The sequence below is a fragment of the Stappia indica genome, assembly GCF_001696535.1.
GTDB classification, from domain to species: domain Bacteria; phylum Pseudomonadota; class Alphaproteobacteria; order Rhizobiales; family Stappiaceae; genus Stappia; species Stappia indica.
This window is the reverse complement of record NZ_MBQE01000004.1, coordinates 393,446-414,332: the sequence shown is the minus strand read 5'-3', so window position 1 is coordinate 414,332 and position 20,887 is coordinate 393,446. Positions and strand designations below refer to the sequence as shown.

At 67.4% G+C, this 20,887-nt stretch carries 15 protein-coding genes; 7 read left to right on the top strand and 8 right to left on the bottom strand.

Annotation, left to right across the window (positions count from 1 at the left end):
• Positions 1–7: 7 nt before the first annotated feature.
• Complete coding sequence (locus BBX35_RS16205; RefSeq protein ID WP_067222114.1) at positions 8–2,047, top strand: ASKHA domain-containing protein; 2,040 nt, start codon at positions 8–10, stop codon at positions 2,045–2,047.
• 9 nt (positions 2,048–2,056) lie between these two features.
• Here the strand turns inward: BBX35_RS16205 and BBX35_RS16200 are convergent, their stop codons facing one another.
• Positions 2,057–2,980, bottom strand: coding sequence for a DUF1194 domain-containing protein (locus BBX35_RS16200; protein WP_067222113.1), 924 nt, complete (start codon positions 2,978–2,980; stop codon positions 2,057–2,059).
• A gap of 197 nt (positions 2,981–3,177) precedes the next feature.
• On the opposite strand from BBX35_RS16200, the gene BBX35_RS16195 reads away from it, so the two are divergent.
• The gene (locus tag BBX35_RS16195) at positions 3,178–3,741 is read left to right on the top strand and encodes an ATP-binding protein (RefSeq protein WP_067222111.1); all 564 of its coding nucleotides are present in this window, start codon (positions 3,178–3,180) and stop codon (positions 3,739–3,741) included.
• Between the two features lie 10 nt (positions 3,742–3,751).
• On the opposite strand, the gene BBX35_RS16190 is transcribed toward BBX35_RS16195, so the two are convergent.
• The 3 genes from BBX35_RS16190 to BBX35_RS16180 form a co-directional block, all read right to left on the bottom strand.
• A complete protein-coding gene (locus BBX35_RS16190; RefSeq protein WP_141687877.1) occupies positions 3,752–4,513 on the bottom strand; it encodes a hypothetical protein in 762 nt (253 codons plus the stop codon).
• A 97-nt stretch (positions 4,514–4,610) separates the two neighbouring features.
• On the bottom strand, positions 4,611–5,624 hold the full coding sequence (bmt, locus tag BBX35_RS16185) for a betaine--homocysteine S-methyltransferase (protein ID WP_067222108.1): 1,014 nt from the start codon (positions 5,622–5,624) through the stop codon (positions 4,611–4,613).
• A 185-nt stretch (positions 5,625–5,809) separates the two neighbouring features.
• Positions 5,810–8,371, bottom strand: a complete 2,562-nt coding sequence (locus BBX35_RS16180) for a GcvT family protein (RefSeq protein ID WP_067222106.1) — start codon at positions 8,369–8,371, stop codon at positions 5,810–5,812.
• A gap of 282 nt (positions 8,372–8,653) precedes the next feature.
• On the opposite strand from BBX35_RS16180, the gene BBX35_RS16175 reads away from it, so the two are divergent.
• From BBX35_RS16175 to BBX35_RS16155, 5 genes are all read left to right on the top strand, one after another.
• Positions 8,654–10,195 carry a trimethylamine methyltransferase family protein gene (locus BBX35_RS16175; protein WP_067222104.1) on the top strand — a complete coding sequence of 514 codons (1,542 nt, stop codon included), beginning with the start codon at positions 8,654–8,656 and terminating at the stop codon, positions 10,193–10,195.
• A 484-nt stretch (positions 10,196–10,679) separates the two neighbouring features.
• Entirely contained in the window at positions 10,680–11,774 is a 1,095-nt protein-coding gene (locus tag BBX35_RS16170; protein ID WP_067222103.1) for an ABC transporter ATP-binding protein, read from the top strand.
• 97 nt (positions 11,775–11,871) lie between these two features.
• Positions 11,872–12,972 (top strand): extracellular solute-binding protein, encoded by a 1,101-nt coding sequence (locus BBX35_RS16165; RefSeq protein ID WP_067222101.1) that lies wholly within the window; start codon positions 11,872–11,874, stop codon positions 12,970–12,972.
• A gap of 292 nt (positions 12,973–13,264) precedes the next feature.
• A complete protein-coding gene (locus BBX35_RS16160) occupies positions 13,265–14,569 on the top strand; it encodes an ABC transporter permease (RefSeq protein WP_067222100.1) in 1,305 nt (434 codons plus the stop codon).
• Positions 14,570–14,583: 14 nt separating this feature from the next.
• Positions 14,584–15,438 (top strand): ABC transporter permease, encoded by an 855-nt coding sequence (locus BBX35_RS16155; protein WP_067222098.1) that lies wholly within the window; start codon positions 14,584–14,586, stop codon positions 15,436–15,438.
• 138 nt (positions 15,439–15,576) lie between these two features.
• On the opposite strand, the gene BBX35_RS16150 is transcribed toward BBX35_RS16155, so the two are convergent.
• From BBX35_RS16150 to BBX35_RS16135, 4 genes are read right to left on the bottom strand one after another with little or no spacing between them, the layout of a single operon-like run.
• Complete coding sequence (locus BBX35_RS16150; protein WP_067222096.1) at positions 15,577–16,239, bottom strand: sarcosine oxidase subunit gamma; 663 nt, start codon at positions 16,237–16,239, stop codon at positions 15,577–15,579.
• Positions 16,232–19,222 carry a sarcosine oxidase subunit alpha family protein gene (locus tag BBX35_RS16145; RefSeq protein ID WP_067222094.1) on the bottom strand — a complete coding sequence of 997 codons (2,991 nt, stop codon included), beginning with the start codon at positions 19,220–19,222 and terminating at the stop codon, positions 16,232–16,234. The genes BBX35_RS16150 and BBX35_RS16145 overlap by 8 nt, the downstream gene beginning before the upstream one ends.
• A complete protein-coding gene (locus BBX35_RS16140) occupies positions 19,219–19,512 on the bottom strand; it encodes a sarcosine oxidase subunit delta (protein WP_067222092.1) in 294 nt (97 codons plus the stop codon). The genes BBX35_RS16145 and BBX35_RS16140 overlap by 4 nt, the downstream gene beginning before the upstream one ends.
• Before the next feature lie 14 nt (positions 19,513–19,526).
• Entirely contained in the window at positions 19,527–20,786 is a 1,260-nt protein-coding gene (locus tag BBX35_RS16135; RefSeq protein WP_067222091.1) for a sarcosine oxidase subunit beta family protein, read from the bottom strand.
• Between the last annotated feature and the right edge of the window lie 101 nt (positions 20,787–20,887).

The window sequence follows — 20,887 nt, the reverse complement described above, 5'->3', positions numbered from 1 at the left end:
CGAAGTCATGAGCGAGACGCCCGAAACGGCGAAGGTTGTTTTCCAGCCGAGCGGCCGGCGGGGCACGTTCCCGCTCGGCACGCCGCTGCTGGACGCCGCGCGCGCGCTCGGCGTCTACGTGGAATCCGTCTGCGGCGGGCGCGGCATCTGCGGCCGCTGCCAGGTCTCCGTCTCCGAAGGCGCCTTCGCCAAGGAGCAGATCGTCAGCACGGCGGATCATCTCGGCCCGGTGACCGACGCGGAAGCGCGCTACGTCTCCCTGCGCAATCTCCCGGAAGGCCGGCGCCTCTCCTGCCAGGCGGCCATCCTCGGCGACATGGTCGTCGACGTGCCGATGGAGGCGCAGACCAACCGCCAGGTGGTGCGCAAGCGCGCCGAGAATGTCACCGTCGCCCCCGACAGCGCCATCCGCCTCGTCACCGTCACGGTCAGCGAGCCGGACATGGAACAGCCGCTGGGCGATGGCGACCGGCTGCTCGCCGCCGTTACCGAAGCCTCCGGGCTTGCCGGCCTCAGCCTCGACCCGCCGCTCTTGCCGAAGGTTCAGAAGGTGCTGCGCGCCGGCCACTGGCGCGTCACCGCCGCCATCTGGCAGGACGACGGCTTCTCGCCGCGCGTTACCGCCCTGTGGCCGGGCGAGAAGACGACCGTCTACGGCCTTGCCGTCGATATCGGCTCCACCACCATCGCCGCGCATCTCTGCGATCTCGCCAACGGGCGCACGGTCACCTCCGCCGGCACCTCGAACCCGCAGATCCGCTTCGGCGAAGACCTGATGTCGCGCGTCTCCTATGTGCAGATGAACCCGGCGCGCCTGCCCGATCTCGTCGCGGCGGTGCGCGCCGCCGTCGACGCGCTGGTCGCCAAGCTGGTCAATGATGTCGGCGCGACCCGCGAGGACGTCATGGACGCCGTCTTCGTCGGCAACCCGATCATGCACCACCTGTTCCTCGGCATCGATCCGACGGAGCTGGGCGGCGCGCCCTTCGCCCTTGCCGTGTCGGGCGCCGTGCATATCCCTGCTTCCGAGCTCGGGCTGGAGCTCAATCCCGGCGCGCGCGCCTATATCCTGCCCTGCATCGCCGGCCATGTCGGCGCCGATGCCGCGGCCGCCACGCTCTCCACCCGCCCGTTCGAGGCCGAAGCCCTGACGCTCGTCGTCGACATCGGCACCAATGCCGAGATCGTGCTCGGCAACCGCAACCGGCTGCTGGCGGCCAGTTCCCCCACGGGCCCGGCCTTCGAGGGCGCTGAGATTTCCTGCGGCCAGCGCGCGGCGCCCGGCGCCATCGAGCGCATCCGCATCGATCCGGTCACGCTCGAGCCGCGCTTCAAGGTGATCGGCCTCGACGAATGGTCGGACGATCCGGAGTTCGCGGAGAAGAAGGACCAGGTCGGCGTCACCGGCATTTGCGGCTCCGGCATCATCGAGGCGGTCGCCGAATTGTACCTTGCCGGCGTCATCACCGTGGACGGGCTGATCGACGGCGCGCTCGCCGAGCGCTCGCCGCGCGTGGTGCAAAAGGGGCGGACCTTCGCCTATGTGGTGGCGAGCGAGGGCATCGAGCTGACCATCACCCAGACCGACATCCGCGCCATCCAGCTGGCCAAGGCCGCGCTCTATGCCGGCATCCAGCTGCTCTCCGACAAGCTCGGCAATCCTCCCATCGAGCGGATCCGCCTCGCCGGCGCCTTCGGCAGCTACATCGACACGAAATACGCGATGATCCTCGGGCTGATCCCCGATTGCGATCTTGCCCATGTCTCCAGCGTCGGCAATGCCGCCGGCACGGGCGCGCGCATGGCGCTGGTCAATCGCGGCGAGCGGCGCACGGTGGAGCGCGTCGTGCGCGAGATCGAGAAGATCGAGACCGCTCTGGAGCCGCGCTTCCAGGAGCATTTCGTTAACGCGATGGCGATCCCCAACAAGGTGGATCCCTTCGTCAAGCTGCGCGAGGCGGTGACGCTGCCCGAACCCCGCGCGGCGAGCGAAGGCTCGGAGGAAGACGGCGACGGCGGTCGTCGCAGGCGACGGCGGCGGGGCTAGAGCCCTCGCCTATCTGCCGCCGTCGTAAAAGAGATCCCGGCGGTTGCGCCACATCTTCTCGCCGACCAGGCAGTCGTAGGGCTCGGCGGCGGCGAACTGCGCCGGCACCACCGGCGGGCGGGCGTCCTGCAGCGGGTGCTGCCAGAGATCGAGCCATGGATCGCGCCGAGGATCATCGGGCGGCGCCAGTCCGCCGATCTCCATCACCAGCTTGCGCCGCACCGCCTCGGGAAACTCGGTCCACTCGTGCACCGGCACGACGAAGGCGCCCGGCCCGCCGATCACGCAGCGCCGGTAATACTCGTCGAGATCGGAAATGCCGAAATACTGGGCGAAGCCGTCGCTCGTCATCAGCGGCAAGCCATTGATGGTGATGCCCCGGTCCACCGCCGCATCGCGCAGCCCGGTCACCGGCTGGCCCTGGTTGTTCGGCCCGTCGCCGGACACGTCGATCACCCGCCGCTCCGCCTGGTAGGGCACCGCCTCCAGCAAGGCCATGCCGCGCAGCAGCGCGCCGGAGATCGAGGTGCGGCTCTGGCCGATGCTCTCGCCTTCCAGCAGCCGGGCCGCGACGGCTTGCGCGTCCGCCTCGCTCTCGATGATCGTCCAGGGCAGCAGCTCCCGGGCGTGGAAATCGCCGGCCCATTCGAAGATGGCGAGGCCAATCCGCCCGTGCGGGCCGTAGTCGATCGCCTGCAGAACCTCGCGGCTGGCAATCGCCTCCGCATAGCCCCTGCGCTGGATCGCCAGTTCATCGCGCGACATGGAGCGCGACACGTCGATGGCCAGCACCAGAGCGACATCGACATGCTCGCCGGCCGCCTGCGCGGATTGCGCCCTGGCGGGCTCCTGAGCGGCGAGCGCCAGCCCCGCGGCCAGCACCAGCGCCGCGGCAGGTATCGACCGGACAACGGTGCCTGCTCTCCACCTCATTGCGAAAGCCTAGCGGAAGATCGGGGCAACGCCAGCGCACAGTCTCGTGATCGGAGGAACAGGCAGACCGGCATTCTCGTCCGCCGGAGCAAGGCTTGCCGGCCTTTCCGGTGCCCGTCCCCAGTCGTCCACTGCCGATGCGCCCGCTCCTGTCGGTTGCACTGGCACCCCGTGCAGCACAGTCCTAGGATCGCCGCATGACCCGTTCAGCCCGCATCTACATCACCGGCGCCTCCTGCGCCGGCGTCACCACGCTCGGCGCGGCACTCGCCGCCCGTCTCGGCGTGCCGCAGTTCGATGTCGACGACTATTACTGGCTGCCGACCGATCCGCCCTTCACGCAGAAGCGCCCGCCGCAGGACCGCGTGCGCCTGATCGCCGCCGACATGGCGGAAGTCGAGCAGGCCAAGGGCCGCGGCTGGGTGCTGACCGGCTCGTTCGACGGCTGGGGCGATGCCCTGATCGAGGAGGTCGACCTCATCGTCTTCGTGGCGACGCCGACGCCGCTGCGGCTGGAGCGCCTGATGGCGCGCGAGCGCCAGCGCTACGGCACCCGCATCGATCCGGGCGGCGACATGCACGAGATCCACACCGCGTTTGCCGCATGGGCCGCCGGGTACGACTCGCCCGGCTTTTCCGGCCGCAACCGCGCCCGCCACGAGGACTGGCTCGCCGCCCAAACCGCCCCCGTCCTGCGCCTCGACGGCAGCCGCCCGATTGAGGAACTCGTCGAGCGGGTGGTGGAGCAGCTTGAGGGGTGAGAGCTGAACCTCAACACCCGCGTTCGGAAGAAGGCGCGAACTCGATATGGTCGAAGGCGGCGCGGGCGCCGCAGTAATACGCCTTGCAGGTCCAGTCGCGGTCAACCATGCGGACGCTGCGGTCCTCGCCGATCAGGATATCCAGCTGGCAGTCCCCGACACCGTCGATCCTTTCGGTGTAGCGCCACCCGCCGGACATCGCTTCCGCCATGCCGCTGAGATTGCACATATGCGCGCCCCGGCTCTGCACCGAGCTCACCACGATCTCCGCCTGCGAGGCCGAGACCATTTTGACCCTCAGCGACGAGGAGCCGTCGTCGTAGCAGGCCCCGGCAGGTAGAGCCGGCGCGGCGGCGGCCGACGCATCGGCCCGGCACGGGGCGTAATGGACGGTCGAAAGATCGCGGTCGAGCCAGTCGAGGTCGAGCACCGCGCCGGTCTCCGTCTTTCGCCAGGTCCAGGCCTGGCGGTCCCGCCATTCCTCGCCTTCACCCCGGCAGGACAGCTCGATCTCGGCTTTCGTCCTGTCGGCATTCGCCCTCACCGAGACGAACTCGCACTTGCCCTCGTGGAATACGGTCCGGTCGCGAAACACCTGCATCCTGATATCGGCGTCGGCCGGCGAGCACGAGGGCGTTTGGCCCGGCTGCACCACCTGCCACAGGCCCAGGAACTGCGGCGGCAAGGCGTCCTGCGCCATGGCGGCGCCGGCGCCCGTTGCGAGTATCCCACCGCCGATCATGGCTGCCGCGAAACGATAGGCTGGTGTCACAGTGCCCTCCCCGGCCCGTTCTTGCCTCCCCGCCATATTGGCGGAGACCGGCCGTCCGGCACAAGTCCAGTCCCGAGCAGCCCTGCCCGCTTGCCGCTTAGCCCCTTCTGCGCCGCCGCCTGCCGCCCTCGCCGTCGCCGCCGTCGGTGGGAGCAGCTGCCGGCGGGGAGACCAGCGGGCCGATGCGGGCGACGACCTCCTCGACGCTCGGGCGCGTGCCCTTCTCGTACCCGTCGAGCGCCTGGCGCATCGCCGCAAGGTGAGCGTAGGACGTGCCGCAGCAACCGCCGATGATGCGGGCGCCGGCATCAACCGCCAGCCGCGCGTAGTCGGCCATCAGCTCCGGCGTGCCGGTATAGACCACCTCGTCGCCGCGAATGACCGGGATGCCGCAATTCGCCTTGGCGATGACGATGGCGTCCGGATGGTCGCGGGTGATCTCCAGCACGGCGGCGAGAAGGTCCGACGCGCCGACGCCGCAATTCGACCCGTAGGCGACGGGCGCGCAGGCGAACTCGCCGGCAAGATCGCCCAGGCCGCTCGGCGGCAGGCCCATCATCGTGCGCCCCGCCGTGTCGAAGCTTGCGGTCACCACGAAGGGCATGCCGACCCTGGCGGCGGCTTCGGCTGCCGCGCGCATTTCCTCCGGCGCCGACATGGTCTCGATCCAGGCGACATCGGCGCCGCCCGCCTTCAGCCCTTCCGCCTGCTCGGCGAAGGCCTCGACCGCCTCCTCGTAAGTGAGCGCGCCGAGCGGAGCGAACAGCTCGCCCGTCGGACCGATGGAACCGCCGACGATCACCTCGCGCCCGGCCTCCGCCGCCACCTCGCGGGCCAGCTCCGCCGCCGCCTTGTTCAGCTCGTGCACGCGCCCCTCCAGCTTGTGCAGCTTCAGCCGATGGCGGTTGGCGCCGAACGTGTTGGTCAGGATGATATCGGCGCCGGCTTCCACGAACTTGCGGTGCAGGGTGCGGATCTTCTCCGGCTGGGTGACGTTCCACTCCTCCGGCGGATCGCCGGAGGTCAGCCCCATGTCGAAGAGGTTGGTGCCCGTCGCGCCGTCGGCAAGCAGCGTGCCCTTTTTCGCGAGGAGTTCGTCAAGCTTGCTCATGGTTCTGCCCTGTTGCCGTCATGGCGTGTTGCTGTTGCGCCAAGTTTACCGCGCTGCGTCTGTTTTCGGCCTCGCATCAACGTACCTCTGCGGCGCGCCCCGGCGACTGTTTTCGTCATCCCGGGCAAGGCTAAGCCGCGGCCGGGATGACGCCCGATAGGCCGTGGGAGCGCGGACCCGCGTCCTCAACTCCGCGGCTTCAGGTTCTGCGGGTCGTAGAGCGGCGCATAGCCGACGCCTGCGACCTCGACCGGGTAGCTTTCAGAGAAATACTCCACGCTGAGCTTCTGACCCAGCCTGGCATACTCGTACGGCAGGTAGGCGAGCGCGATGTTCTTGCCCACGGTCGGGCCAAACGCGATCGACGTCGTGTAGGAGAGCCGGCCCAGCGCATCGACCAGGGTCTTGCCGGTCGCCGGATCGATCACCGGCAGCGTGCCGACCGGATAGCGCGGCGTGCCGCTCGCATCCACATTGTCGGTCATCACCAGCGTGCACAGCATCGCCGGCTGGTGCTCGCGCGCCCGGTATTCCAGGTGCTTCGCCTTGCCGCGGAAGTCGGCCTCCTTGACCTTCGGCCGGGCAAGATCCGCCTCGTAGAGGTTGTACTGGGTCAGCAGGTCGGCGTTCTGCAGGCGCAGCGACTTCTCCATCCGCCGCGAATTGGCGTAGGTCTCCACGCCCGCCGCCATGATGCCGAGCGCCCGCAGCGCGTCCCAGACGGCCAGCCCGTCCTCGAAAGGCATGTGCAGTTCCCAGCCCTGCTCGCCGACATAGGAGAGGCGCAGCGCCGTCACCTTGCGCCCGGCGATCTCGATCTCGCGGATCGCCGCGAAGGGGAAGTTTTCCGGATCGAGGCCGGCCGGGTCCGCGACCGCCTGCTTCAGCTTTTCGCGCGCATTCGGGCCCCAGATGCCGATGGTCGTGTAGCGCTCGCTGACATCGGTCACCGTCACGTCGAGCCCGCGGTCCTGCGCCGTCCTTCGGACATAGTGGAGGTCGCGCGGGCCGGCATCGGCGCCGTCGATGATGCGGCAGCGGTCGGCCATCCGGATCACGGTCAGGTCCGCCCGCACCATGCCCTCGTCGTCGAGGAAGTGGGTGTAGATGCCCTTGCCGATATTGCCGTCGCCGCCGATCTTCGCCGCGCAGAGCCATTCCAGCAGCTCCACATGATCCGGGCCCTCGACCTCGAACATGTAGAAATGCGAGAGATTGATCAGCGCGCAATCCTCGCTCATGGCGAGGTGCTCGGCATTCGACACCCGCCAGAAGTGCCTGTTGTCCCACTCGTTCTGCCGCTCGGGCACGCGGTCGCCGTATTTCTCGAGCAGGTGCTCGTTGGCCGCGTAGCCATGGGCGCGCTCCCAGCCGCCGAGCTCCATGAAGTGGCCGCCGAGCTCCACCTCGCGCTCATGGAATGGCGAGCGCTTGACGTTCCGCCCGGTCGCGTAGGGCTCCCGCGGATGGATCGCGGGGAAGTAGATCTTCTGCGCCGCCTCATAGCAGCGTCCCTCGATGAAATCCTCGGTAAGCTGGTGCCCGTAGAAGCGGGAGTAGTCGATGGAGGCGTGGTCGATGCCGGTGCGCCCGTCGGTGATCCAGTCGGCGATCAGCTTGCCGTAGCCCGGCCCGTCCTTCACCCAGATCGCGACGCAGTACCACAGGCCGCGCACCTTCTGGCTCTCGCCGCAGGACGGCCCGCCGGCGGCGGAGACCTGCAGCAGCCCGTTGAACGAGTGGCTCTCGTTGTAGCCGAGCTCGCCGAGGATCGGCGTCAGCTCCATCGCCCGCTCCAGCGGGCCGATCACCTGCTCCATCTCCAGGTCGCGCTGCGAGGGCGACAGGCGCGCCTCGTGCTTTTCCAGCAGCTCGCGCGGGTGGCACAGGCGCGGCTCGTCGGTCTCGTAATAGCCCCACTCGATCTGGCCGCCCTCGGTGGTCTTCGGGTCGCCCGTGTCGCGCATGTAGGCGGAGTTGCCCTGGTCGCGCAGCAGGGGGTAGCCGATCTCCTTGCCGGTGCCCTCGAACTCGGTATAGGGCCCGAAGAAGGTCAGCGGATGGTCGACCGGCATGACGGGCAGGTCCTCGCCGACCATCTCGGCGATCAGCCGGCCCCACAGGCCCGCGCAGACGATGACGTGGTCGGCGCGGATCGTGCCGCGATGGGTGACGACGCCGGCGATCCGCCCGTCCTCGACAATCAGCGACTGCGCCGGCGTGTTGGCGAAGGCCTTCAGCCGGCCGGTCTTCTCGCCCTCGTCGACCAGCTTGCCGGCGACCGTCTGTGAGCGCGGCACGACAAGGCCCGCATCCGGATCGAACAGCCCGCCCTGGACCATGTCCTCCTCGATCAGGGGGAACTTCTGCTTGATCTCGGCCGGCGTCACCAGATGGGCGCGGGTGCCGAAGGCCTTGGCGGAGCTTGCCTTTCGCCGGATCTCCTCCATCCAGCTGTCGTCGCCGGTGCGCGCCACTTCCAGCCCGCCGATGCGCGCGTAGTGGCCCATCTTCTCGAAGAAATCGATGGAATACTGCGTCGTCCAGACCGACAGGTAGTCGTGGCTGGTCGTGTAGCAGAAGTCGGAGGCATGGGCCGTCGAGCCGATATCGGTGGGGATGCCGGACTTGTCGATGCCCACGACATCGGTCCAGCCGCGCTCCAGCAGATGATGCGCCACGGAGGCACCGACGATGCCGCCGAGGCCGACGATGACGATTTGAGCCTTGTCCGGGAACGCCGACATTGTCCACCCTTTTCGCAATCGGATCCGCAAGCTGCCGGCCGGCCGGCGCGCCATTTGCGGGCAGTATCGCCACGATTTGCGCCCCCCGATGGCCTGATTGCGTCATGCCACCATCCCCGCGACGACACGCGGGCGCAAAGATGGGCCGCCTCCCCCTCCTCGGTTGCATGACGCTTTTAGAGAAACCGACGACGCTTTCGCGCCGCAGACGCGTGCCCCCTCAGCGCACAGTGGCAGTCGGAAATCGGCCAACAGCAGTTATGCACAAAGGGCTTGCAGCGCATGAGTGACCAGGAAGCGCGCGCCGGACGGCGCGGCCGGGCGGCGAGAACGGAAAAGCGGCGCGGATCGCAGGCGGCCGGCGCCCTGCCCTACATTTCCCGCAACCTGCCGGTCTACGACATCCTCAGCGACGAGGGCGCCGAGCTGATCGAGGCCAATGCCGACCGGCTGCTGGCCGAGATCGGCCTCGAATTCCGCGACGATCCCGAGACCATCGCGATCTGGAAGGCGGCCGGCGCCGACGTTTCCGGCGAGCGCGTGCGCTTTCCCAAGGGAATGCTGCGCGAGCTGGTCAAGACCGCGCCCTCGCAATTCATCCAGCATGCCCGCAACCCGGAGCGCAACGTCGTCATCGGCGGCAACAACACCGTGTTCGCGCCGGTCTACGGCCCGCCCTTCGTCACCGACCTCGACAACGGCCGGCGCTACGGCACCATCGAGGACTTCCGCAATTTCGTGAAGCTGTCCTACGCCTCGCCCTGGCTGCACCATTCGGGCGGCACGGTGTGCGAGCCCGTCGACCTGCCGGTCAACAAGCGGCATTTCGACATGGTCTACGCGCACCTGAAATACTCCGACAAGCCGTTCATGGGCTCGGTCACCGCGCCGGAGCGGGCGCGCGATTCCGTCGCCATGGCGGAGCTGGTCTTCGGCAAGGAGTTTGTCGACCAGAACTGCGTGATGATCCAGCTGATCAACGCCAACTCGCCGCTGGTCTACGACGCGACCATGCTCGGCGCGCTGAAGGTCTATGCGGCGGCCAACCAGGCCTGCATCGTCTCGCCGTTCATCCTGGCCGGCGCCATGAGCCCGGTCACGGTCGCCGGCACCCTGGCGCAGGTGTTGGCCGAGGCGCTGGCCGGCTGCGCGCTGACCCAGCTGGTGCGCCCCGGTGCGCCCGTCGTCTTCGGCGCCTTCGTCTCGTCGATCTCGATGCAGTCCGGCGCCCCCACCTTCGGCTCGCCGGAGGGCAGCCTGCTGCTCAACGGCGCGGCAAAGCTGGCGCGCCGCGCCGGCCTGCCCTTCCGCTCCGGCGGCTCGTTCACCTCGTCGAAGACCCCGGACGCCCAGTCGGCGCAGGAGTCCGCGCAGACCATCCTGGCAACGCTGGTGTCGGGGGTGAACTTCTGCCTGCACGCGGCCGGCTGGCTGGAGGGCGGCCTGTGCTCCTCCTACGAGAAGTTCGTGATGGATGCCGACCAGCTCGGCATGATGCACGTGCTGGCCAAGGGCATCGACCTGTCGGAAGAGGGGCAGGCGATGGACGCGCTCGCCGAGGTCGGCCCCGGCGGCCACTTCCTCGGCGCCATGCACACGCAGCGCAACTTCGAGACCGCCTTCTACCGTTCGGAGATCGCCGACAACAACTCCTACGAACAGTGGAGCGCCGACGGCGGGCTGGACGCTGCCTGGCGGGCGAACCGCAAATGGAAGCAGATGCTCGCCGCCTACGAGGCACCGCAGCTCGATCCCGCCATCGACGAGGCGCTGATCAGCTTCATGGCGAACAGGAAAGCCGAATTCCCGGACAGCAACGTCTAGTCGCCCGAATCCGAAGGTCGTAGCATTTCGCAGCAGGATCTGCACGACCTTCGGATTCGACCGGACGATCAGCAGATTTATGCTTCATGCGTGGTTTTCGAATTTGAATTAGGCTCTCTAGACGTTGCAAGATCGAGACGTGCTTCACATTTCGCACGTTCATCACAGTCTATCTTTCGATTCCGATACGAGGTCTGGCTATTTCCTCCAGACCCCTCGAAAATAGCGCAAATCTCCGACTTTTCCGGGCGCTCTTCGGCACGGCATTCTTCGCTGCGCTGCAAGAGCGCTTTGTTTTTTCACTCGGATTTTAATATTTTTTCCACAGATGCCCTTCCCATCCCTGTCATTTTTTGCTTATGTACGGCCACCAACAAGGCAAATGAGCGGACCGGAAGAGTTCGCGAGAGGGGAACAGGAGCGAACGCGCCGTTAATTCGGCGCGAATGCATTCCCCTTGCCTGCATTTTGCTTAGGGGCAACAATGACAGAATCAAGGGGCGCTGCAGTCCGCTACGAAAATGTTCAAAAGAGCTATGATGGCGAGACGCTCGTCGTAAAGAATCTCAATCTCGACATTCCACCCGGTGAGTTCCTCACCATGCTCGGGCCGTCGGGCTCGGGAAAGACCACCTGCCTGATGATGCTGGCGGGCTTCGAGCCGGCCACCCATGGCGAGATCTTCCTGAACGACGATCCGATCAACAACGTGCCGCCGCACAAGCGCGGCATCGGCATGGTGTTCCAGAACTACGCCCTGTTCCCGCACATGAGCGTTGCGGAGAACCTCGCCTTTCCGCTGCAGGTGCGCGGCATGAACAAGGCGGAGCAGGAAGAGAAGGTTAAGCGCGCGCTCGACATGGTCGAGCTCGGCGATTTCGGCTCGCGCCGCCCGGCGCAGCTCTCCGGCGGCCAGCAGCAGCGCGTCGCCGTCGCCCGCGCCCTCGTCTTCGAGCCCTCGCTTGTCCTGATGGACGAGCCGCTGGGCGCGCTCGACAAGCAGCTGCGCGAGCAGATGCAGTACGAGATCAAGCACATCCACGAGAATATCGGCGTGTCGATCGTCTACGTGACGCACGACCAGACCGAGGCGCTGACCATGTCGGACCGGGTCGCCGTGTTCAACGACGGGGTGATCCAGCAGCTCTCGACGCCGGATGAGCTCTACGAGAACCCGCACAATTCCTTCGTGGCGCAGTTCATCGGCGAGAACAACAAGCTGTCGGGCACGGTGACCGAGGTTTCCGGCACCGATTGCAAGGTTCAGCTCGACGACGGCACGGTGCTGGCTGCCGAGGCGGTCAATATCGACGGCGTCGGCTCGCGCACCACCATCTCCCTGCGCCCCGAGCGCGTCGAATTCGACACCGATCAGTCGATGGACAACCTCGTGAAGGGCCGCATCGAAGAGATGATCTATCTCGGCGACCACATCCGCGTGCGGATGAACGTCGCCGGCAACACGGAATTCATTGTCAAGGTTCGCAACCGCGGCCAGAGGCGCGACCTGCGGACCGGCCAGACAGTGGAGATCGGCTGGGCAGCGTCCGACTGCAAGGCGCTCGACGCCGTCGCCTGACGCAGCCCGACCTATCGACCAGCTGTGGCGCCCCTTCGGGCCGCCGCAACCAAAGCCGGGACCCCGGTCCCGCACCACGTCAACAAAGGGGACTTACATGACCTTCAAGACGCTTCTTCTCGCAAGCGCCGCAACGGCGATGATGACGACCGGCGCAAACGCCATCGACCTGACCATCGTGTCCTGGGGCGGGGCCTATTCGAACTCCCAGAACGAGGCCTATCACAAGCCGTACATGGCCGAAAATCCGGACGTGACGATCATCAACGACGAGAGCTCGAACGAGGCGGTCGCCAAGCTGCGCGCCATGAACGAGGCCGGCAACGTGACCTGGGACCTCGTCGACGTGCTCGCCTCCGATGCCATCCGTCTGTGCGACGAGGGCCTCGCCATGGAGATCGACCACGACGAGATGCTGGCCCCGGCGCCGGACGGCACCCCGGCTTCCAAGGACTTCGGCGACCTGATCGTCTCCGACTGCTACATCCCGCAGATCGTCTACTCGACGACCTTCGGCTACCGCACCGACGTCGAGGCGTGGAACGGCAAGGAGCCGGACGACATCTGCGACGTCTTCGACCTGGAGGCCTTCCCGGGCAAGCGCGCGCTGGAGAAGCGCCCGATCAACAACATGGAATGGGCCCTTCTGTGCGACGGTGTCGCCAAGGAAGACGTATATGACATGCTGGAGACCGAGGAAGGCGTGAACCGCGCCCTCGCCAAGCTGGGTACGATCAAGGACCAGACCGTGTGGTGGTCGGCCGGCGCCGAGACGCCGCAGCTGCTCGCCGATGGCGAGGTCGTGATGGGCTCCACCTACAACGGCCGCCTGTTCTCGCTGATCGAGGAGCAGGACCAGCCGGTGAAGATGCTCTGGGACGCGCAGGTCTTCGACCTCGACGGCTGGATCGTGCCGGCCGGCCTGCCGAAGGAGCGCCTCGACGCGGTGATGAAGTATCTGCGCTTCGCCACCGACACCCAGCGTCTCGCCGACCAGGCCAAGTACATCTCCTACGGCCCGGCCCGCGACTCCTCGGCGCCGCTCGTCGGCAAGCATGCCGAGCTCGGCATCGAGATGGCTCCGCACATGCCGACCGACCCGGCCAACGCCAAGAACACCTTCCTGTTCAATTACGAGTGGTGGGCCGACTACCGTGACGACCTGGACGCCAAGTTCCAGGCCTGGCTCGCCAGCTAAGGCGGCTTGAGACGGGCGGCGGGCCTTCGGGGCCGCCGCCTGTCGACGCGATCTGCCGCGGCGGGGTCTCCGCCGCGGCGCCCGCAGGGGCGGTCCGCCGCCCCGCCTGCCTCCCGACAAGCCTGCAGGCACGCGCTCGCGTGGTCCCTTGCGTGCTTGTCCGGACACAGGCCGTCTCATTCGGCTTGCCGCAGGATCCCTGGCAGCTCGACGCGCCGCCGATCCGCACCATGGCCGCATGACCCAACACGGACGTCCCGATACGGCGACACGTCCCAACCGGACAGCGAGAATGACGACAACCGATACAGTCTCCGCGGCCGCCCCGCCGGCCGATCCTCCGCCGCAGCCGCAGGTCCTCACGACCCGCGACGGCACCCCGCTCAAGGTCAGCCTGGCGCGGGCGCTGCGGCGGGAGAAGATGCGGGCGCTGCTGCTGATCGCGCCGCTTCTCCTGTTCATCGTTCTCACCTTCGCCGCGCCGATCGCCGACATGCTGTTCCGCTCGGTCGAGAACGGCATCGTCGCCAACACCCTGCCGAAGACCGTCGAGGCTCTGGCCGACTGGGACGAGACCTCGGGCGAGGCGCCCGGCGAGCCGGTGTTCGCGGCCCTGCATGCCGACCTTCTGATCGCAGCGGAAGAGAAGACCCACACCCGGCTCGGCTCGCGGCTCAACTACGAATCCTCCGGCATGTCGAGCCTGTTCCGCAAGACCGGCCGGCGCGCCGACCGGATGGACGATGCCCTTCCCTACAAGGCGCAATTCATCGACATCGACGACGACTGGGGCGATGTCGCCACCTGGCAGGTGCTCAAGCGCTTCTCGCCCGAGCTGACCTCCGGCTACTTCCTCAATGCGGTCGACATGCAGATGACGACCGACGGCGTCGAGCTGAAGCCTGAAAACGAGCGGATCTATCTCTTCCTGTTCGCCCGCACGCTGTTCCTGTCGCTGACCATCATGGCCTGCTGCCTGCTGCTCGGCTATCCGATCGCCTATCTGCTGGCGGCGCTGCCGGCGCGCACCTCGAACCTCCTGATGATCCTGGTGCTGCTGCCGTTCTGGACCTCGTTGCTGGTGCGCACCTCCGCCTGGAAGGTGCTGCTGCAGCAGCAGGGCGTCATCAACGACTTCCTGGTCTGGACCGGCCTTGTCAGCGATGCCGGCCGCCTTGTCATGATCAACAACCAGACGGGCACCATCATCGCGATGACGCACATCCTGCTGCCCTTCATGATCCTGCCGCTCTATTCGGTGATGAAGACCATCTCGCCGTCCTATGTGCGCGCGGCCAAGAGCCTCGGCGCGACGGACTGGACCGCGTTCTGGCGGGTCTACTTCCCGCAGACCGTGCCGGGCATCGGCGCCGGGTCGATCCTCGTCTTCATCCTGTCGATCGGCTACTACATCACGCCGGAGCTTGTCGGCGGTACCAGCGGCATCTTCATTTCCAACCGCATCGCCTACCACATCTCGTCGTCGCTCAACTGGGGCCTGGCGGCCGCGCTCGGCGTGCTTCTGCTCGCTGCGGTCCTGCTGCTCTTCTACGTCTACGACAAGATCGTCGGCATCGACAACGTGAAGCTCGGATAAGGAGAAGAACACCAATGTCCGCCCTTCCCTCCTATGCTTCCACCGGCCAGCGCGCCTGGTATTACGGCTTCCGCGCGATCTGCGGGATGATCTTCTTCTTTCTGATCTTCCCGATCCTGATCATCGTGCCACTGTCGTTCAATGCGGAGAATTTCTTCACCTTCACGCCGGAAATGCTGGCGCTGGATCCGGCCGGCTATTCGCTGAAGCACTACGAAGACTTCTTCACCAACCCGGACTGGCAGCAGGCGTTGCGCAACTCCTTCGCCATCGCGCCGGTGGCGACGCTGCTCGCCACCGTGCTCGGCACGCTCGCCGCCATCGGCCTGTCCCAGAGCCATGTGCCCTGGCGCTCGGCGATCATGGCGGTGCTGATCTCGCCGATGATCGTGCCGCTGATCATCTCGGCCGCCGGCATGTACTTCTTCTACTCGCGCATCGGCCTGCAGGGCACCTATCTCGGCGTCGTGCTCGCCCATGCCGCCCTCGGCACGCCCTTCGTCATCATCACGGTGACGGCGACGCTGGTCGGCTTCGACCGCAGCCTCGTTCGCGCGGCGGCGAGCCTCGGCGCAAATCCGGTGACAACTTTTTTCAAGGTGCAGATGCCGCTGATCGTGCCCGGCGTCGTCTCCGGCGCGCTCTTCGCCTTCATCACCTCCTTCGACGAGGTGGTCGTGGTCCTGTTCCTCGGCTCGGCCGGCCAGAAGACCCTGCCCTGGCAGATGTTCACCGGCCTGCGCGAACAGATCTCGCCGACCATCCTCGCCGTCGCCTCCCTGATGGTCGCGATCTCCATCGCCCTGCTGACCGTTCTGGAGCTCCTGAGGCGGCGTTCGGAGCGCTTGCGCGGGCTGACGCCCTCCTGATGCGATTTCGAGACGGCATTCTCGAAAATCCGCGAAATTGAGACGGAATTTTGCAAAATCCGTCTCGAAACGGAAAACCCCGCACCTTCAACAGGTTGCGGGGTTTTTTGTGCGTTTCGGCCAGATTTTGCGGCTGTTTCAGAGGATCGTGCCGGGCTCCCCGACCCGGTAGCCGAACTCCAGCGCCGCGTCCGTCATCCAGTCGATCAGCGCATCGGCCAGGCTCGACGGTGCCAGCACGTCGAACGCCGTTTCGCTCCGCCGCAGGATCACCACCGGGATCTGGTGGATCACCGATTGGGCCAGCGCTCCGGCCGGAAACGACGTCGGGTCGAAGTCGATGGCGACGGCCTTGTTGAGCACCTCGCGTGCCGTCTCGCCCTCGATCCGCACGATCCTGCGGGCACCGGCAAGGTCGACCACGGCGGCGTCTTCCGTGTCGAGCGCGGTGTCGACGCGGCCGGTGTCCTCCGTTGCCGCGCCCACATAAATGAACCGGCCGAAGGCGATCCAGCAGACCAGCGCGGAGGCGCTTTCGGTGAACCGGCCGGGGCGGCCCGGCAGCGTCACGCCGGCCAGCTCGCCGAGGCGATTCGCGACGTTTTCCAGACGGTTAGGCCACGCGCCGACTTCCAGAATCGCGCCTGCGGAGAGCTCCCTCAACGTCAGCGACGGGTCGTCCGCGCCCGCCGCCTCGCCCGGAACCAGCCGGCCGACCACCGGCCGGGCAACGGCCGCTTCCGGCTTCGTTGCATCGGTCCTTGCGGTGGCGTTGGACGACTCGTTGCTGGCGTCAGACATGCATTCGGCTCCCGTCGGGGTCATAGAAGCAGGGATCGGTGACCGTTACCGCCACCCGCTCGTTCTTCAGCGGGAAGGCCGCTTCCAGCGGCTCGCCGTGCCGTTCACGGCCACCGGACAGGAAGGCGAGCGCTATGTTGGCCCCAAGGGCCGGCGACCATGTCACGGCGGTGACATGCCCCAGACTCGCCCCTCCACCGGGCAGGGTCAAGTGGCTCCCGGAGCGGATCGCCTGCCCGTCCCGCGATATCAGCCCCACCAGAACCGGCCTTTCCGGATCGACGAAAGCGGGACGCTGCGTCATCGTCGACCCGATATACGGCTTCTTCCGCGACGCCATGCCGCCAAGCCCGACATCGGCCAGCGTCGTCCGCCCGTCCATTTCGGCGCCCGTTATATGCCCCTTCTCGATGCGCAGCGTGCCGAGCGCCTCCATGCCGTAGGGCATGATTCCATTGGGTTTTCCCGCCTCCATCAGGGCTTCCCAGACGGCAAGGCCGGCCGGCCAGTCGCAATAGACCTCGTAGGCCAGCTCGCCCGAGAAGGAGAGCCGAGCGATCATCACCGGCTCCCCGGCGATGCGTCCGCGCACGATTCCCATATGTGGGCACGCCTCGGTCGACACGTCGCCCTCCTCCAGCGCGGCCTGCAGCACCTTGCGCGCGTCCGGCCCCGCCACCGCCATGCCGGCATGGCGGTCGGTCACCGAGGTGACGTGCACCCGCAGGTCCGGCCAGACCACCTCCAGATAGTGCTCCATATGGGCCAGCACCGCGCCCGCATTGGCCGTCGTGGTGGTGACGAGGAAGCGGTTCGGCGCCAGCCGCCAGGCGGTTCCGTCGTCGAACATGATGCCGTCCTCGCGCAGCATGACGCCGTAACGCGCCTTGCCGACCGGCAGCTTGGCAAAGCCGCCGGTGTAGAGCCGGTTGAGGAATTCGGCCGCGTCCGGGCCCTGCACGTCGATCTTGCCGAGCGTCGAAACGTCAACAATGCCAACGCGGTGGCGCACGGCCGTCGCCTCGCGAATATAAGCGTCTCGCAGGGTTTCACCCGGCCCGATATAGGCGCGCGGGCGCATCCACAGGCCCGCCGCCATCATCTCGGCGCCCTTGGCCACATGCCAGTCATGCATCGGCGTACGCCGCACCGGCGCGAAGTGGTGGCCGGTCTCGCGGCCTGCCAGCGCGCCGATGGTCACCGCCGTCCAGGGCATGCGGAAGCGGGTCGTGCCGACCTGCGGCGCGGTCAGGCCTCGCGCCCGGGCCATCAACGAGATCGCATTGACGTTGGAGGTCTTGCCCTGGTCGGCAGCCATGCCGAGCGTCGTGTAGCGCTTCAGGTGCTCGACCGAGCGGAAGCCCTCGCGATTGGCGAGCTCCACGTCGTCCGCCGTGACATCGTGCTGGAAGTCGACGAAGCGCTTGGCCCGGCCGGTTGCCGGAACATCGAAGAGCGGGAACGGCAGGTCGGTGCCCGCCAGCTGCCCCGACAGGTCGGGCAGCGGAATTCCGCCGTTTTCCGCCGTTTTTCCGCAAGCCTCGGCTGCCTTCTGTCCGGCCTCAAGGCCTGCGGCAAGGCAGCCGACAAGGTCCAGCGTACCCGCGCAGGCACCTGCCGCCGTCCAGGCCTCGCGGGCGGTGCCCGGCACGAAGGAGTGCAGCGCCTCGTCGAAGACCGGCGCGCTGCCTGCCTGGCTCGCCAGATGCACGCTCGGCGTCCAGCCGCCGGAGACGAGAAGCGCGTCGCAGCCGGGCTGCATCACATTGGCGCCGAGCACGCCGGAGACAGGATCGAAGCCGCGAATGTCGACGCCGGCCAGGGCCTTGCGCCCTCTGGTGGCGGCAACGACCGCCCCGGTTTCGAGCCGGATTCCCCGCGCGCCGAGCGCTGCGGCCAGGGCCGGATCGATCTCGCGCCGCGGGTCGACCACCGCCTTGATCGAGACGCCGAGATCGGCAAGCCGGATCGCCGTGCGCGCGCCGCCGTCATTGTTGGCGAAGACGACGACCGAGGAGCCGACGGCCACGCCGTAGCGCGTCGCATGGGCAAGGCCGGCGGAGGCCAGCATGACGCCGGGCGCATCGTTGCCGGAGAAGACCAGAGGCCGCTCGATGGCGCCGGTCGCCAGCACCACATGGCGGGCGTGGATGGTCCAGTGACGCTGACGCGGCTCGAACGGAGCCGGCTTGCGCTTGTGATCGGCGATCCGCTCGACCGCGCCGAGCACGTTGCCGTCGAAATAGCCGTAGACGCTGGTGCGCGGCAGGATCCGCCCGCCGCCAGCCTCGATCTCGCGCAAGGCGCCGTCGATCCAGTCGGCCGGCGCCAGCCCGTCGAGTTGCACGCCGTCGTCGAAGAGGCGGCCGCCGGGCCTTGCATTCTCGTCCGCCAGAATGACGCGCAGGCCGGCGGCAACCGCCGCGCGCGCGGCCATCAGGCCGGCCGGACCGGCACCGACCACCAGCACGTCGCAGAAGGCGTTGGTCTTCTCGTAGCGGTCGGGGTCGGCAAGATGGGTGCCGCGGCCGAGGCCCGCCGCCTTGCGGATGAAGCGCTCGCAGAAATGCCAAGTCGCCTGGCCCGTCCCCATGAAGGTCTTGTAGTAGAAACCGGCGGAAAACAGCGGAGAAAGCAGGTCGTTGACCGCCATCATGTCGAAGGACAGCGACGGCCAGCGGTTCTGGCTGGCGGCTTCCAGCCCGCCATACAGCTCCGTCATCGTGGCGCGGGTGTTGGGCTCCTGACGGGCACCGTCACGCAGTTCGACCAGTGCGTTCGCCTCCTCCGGGCCGGCACCCATCACACCGCGCGGGCGATGGTACTTGAAGCTGCGGCCGACCAGCACCCGGCCGGAGGCAAGCAGCGCGGAGGCCAGCGTGTCGCCGGCAAAGCCCTGCAGCGGCTCGCCGTCGAAGCGGTAGGCGAGCGGCCGCGAGCGGTCGAGATGACTGCCGCCGCGAGGAAGCCTGTAGCCGCTCATACGCCCGCTCCCGGCATGCGCGCCGCCTCGCCGGCGAAGCGTCCGGCCATCTCGACGCTGCTGATCTCGTGGGTCAGCGTGTCGCGCGTCACCCGCAGCCAGTGGCGGCAGCCGCCGATATGGTGCCAGAGTTCGACATGGGGCCCGCGCGGGTTTTCCCGCTCGAAGACATAGGCGGCATGGGCGTCGGTGTCGGTGTCGGCAAGATCCGGCCGACGAATGGTGCCGTCGCCGCCATAGGAGAACTCGGCGACGCCGCGCGGCCCGCAGCAGGGACAATGGATGCGCATGGGCGGGCGTCCTCTCAGTGCATCTTCGGATAGGGGCCGGCGCCGCGCTCGTCGAGGACGTAGCCGCGCTGGAACCGGTCGAGCGTGAAGGGGGCGTTGAGCGGGTGCGGCTCGTCCCTGGCCATGGTCCAGGCGAAGCACCAGCCGGAGGCCGGCGTCGCCTTGAAGCCGCCATAGCACCAGCCGGCATTGAGGTAGAGGCCGGGCAGCGGGCCGGTGGTGATGATCGGGCTGCCGTCCATGCTCATGTCCATGATGCCGCCCCAGTTGCGCAGCAGCCGCAGGCGCGAGACGAAGGGCAGCATCACGCTCACCTCCGACATGACATGCTCGACCACCGGCAGATTGCCCCGCTGGGCGTAGGAATTGTACTTGTCGATGTCGCCGCCGAAGACCAGCCCGCCCTTGTCGGACTGGGAGATGTAGAGATGGCCGGCGCCGAACGTGACGACGCAGTCGAGGATCGGTTTGACCGGCTCGGAGACGAAGGCCTGCAGCACATGGCTTTCGATCGGCAGGCGCTCGATGCCGGCAAGGCGCAGCACCTGCGAGGTGCTGCCGGCCACGGCAACGCCGACCTTGGGCGCGCGGATCTCGCCGCGCGTCGTCTCGACGCCGACGATCCGCCCGCCCTCGCGCAGGAAGCCCGTGACCTCGCAGTTCTCGATGATGTCGACGCCGCGCGCATCGGCTGCGCGTGCGTAGCCCCAGGCGACCGCGTCGTGGCGGGCGGTGCCGGCGCGCGGCTGCAAAAGCCCGCCGAGCACCGGGAAGCGCGCGGTCGGCGACATGTCGAGGCCCGGCACCATGCGCGCGACTTCCTCGCGGCCGAGCAGTTCCGCGTCGATGCCCTCCAGCCGCATGGAGTTTCCGCGCCGGGCGTAGTCGTCCAGCTGGGACGGCGTATGCGCCAGATTGAGGACGCCGCGCTGGGAGAACATCACATTGTAGTTGAGGTCGAGCGACAGGCCCTCCCACAGCTTCATCGACCATTCGTAGAAGCGGTTGTTGTCCGGCAGCATGTAGTTGGAGCGCACGATCGTCGTGTTGCGGCCGATATTGCCCGAGCCGAGCCAGCCCTTTTCCAGCACGGCGATATTGGTGAGCCCATGCTCCTTGGCGAGATAATAGGCGGTCGAAAGACCATGGCCGCCGCCGCCGACGATGATCGCATCGTAGGCGGGCTTGGGATCGGGCTTGCGCCAGGCGGGCTGCCAATCGCGGTGTCCGGACAGGGCGTTGCGCAGCAGCGAGAGGGCCGAATATTTCTGCAAGGGCAAGACGTCCTTCCTGGTGGGCAGGCCGGTTAAAAAAACGGAGGGCAGACCAGCCTAACCCGCCGACAAGAAAGGCCCAATGGCCGATATCCGTCCCG

What these genes read in the sequence shown, in the direction of transcription:
- BBX35_RS16205 (WP_067222114.1), top strand. Translation starts at nt 8, where the DNA reads ATGAGCGAGACGCCCGAAACGGCGAAGGTTGTTTTCCAGCCGAGCGGC.
- BBX35_RS16200 (WP_067222113.1), bottom strand. Translation starts at nt 2,980, where the DNA reads ATGAGGTGGAGAGCAGGCACCGTTGTCCGGTCGATACCTGCCGCGGCG.
- BBX35_RS16195 (WP_067222111.1), top strand. Translation starts at nt 3,178, where the DNA reads ATGACCCGTTCAGCCCGCATCTACATCACCGGCGCCTCCTGCGCCGGC.
- bmt (WP_067222108.1), bottom strand. Translation starts at nt 5,624, where the DNA reads ATGAGCAAGCTTGACGAACTCCTCGCGAAAAAGGGCACGCTGCTTGCC.
- BBX35_RS16180 (WP_067222106.1), bottom strand. Translation starts at nt 8,371, where the DNA reads ATGTCGGCGTTCCCGGACAAGGCTCAAATCGTCATCGTCGGCCTCGGC.
- BBX35_RS16175 (WP_067222104.1), top strand. Translation starts at nt 8,654, where the DNA reads ATGAGTGACCAGGAAGCGCGCGCCGGACGGCGCGGCCGGGCGGCGAGA.
- BBX35_RS16170 (WP_067222103.1), top strand. Translation starts at nt 10,680, where the DNA reads ATGACAGAATCAAGGGGCGCTGCAGTCCGCTACGAAAATGTTCAAAAG.
- BBX35_RS16165 (WP_067222101.1), top strand. Translation starts at nt 11,872, where the DNA reads ATGACCTTCAAGACGCTTCTTCTCGCAAGCGCCGCAACGGCGATGATG.
- BBX35_RS16160 (WP_067222100.1), top strand. Translation starts at nt 13,265, where the DNA reads ATGACGACAACCGATACAGTCTCCGCGGCCGCCCCGCCGGCCGATCCT.
- BBX35_RS16155 (WP_067222098.1), top strand. Translation starts at nt 14,584, where the DNA reads ATGTCCGCCCTTCCCTCCTATGCTTCCACCGGCCAGCGCGCCTGGTAT.
- BBX35_RS16150 (WP_067222096.1), bottom strand. Translation starts at nt 16,239, where the DNA reads ATGTCTGACGCCAGCAACGAGTCGTCCAACGCCACCGCAAGGACCGAT.
- BBX35_RS16145 (WP_067222094.1), bottom strand. Translation starts at nt 19,222, where the DNA reads ATGAGCGGCTACAGGCTTCCTCGCGGCGGCAGTCATCTCGACCGCTCG.
- BBX35_RS16140 (WP_067222092.1), bottom strand. Translation starts at nt 19,512, where the DNA reads ATGCGCATCCATTGTCCCTGCTGCGGGCCGCGCGGCGTCGCCGAGTTC.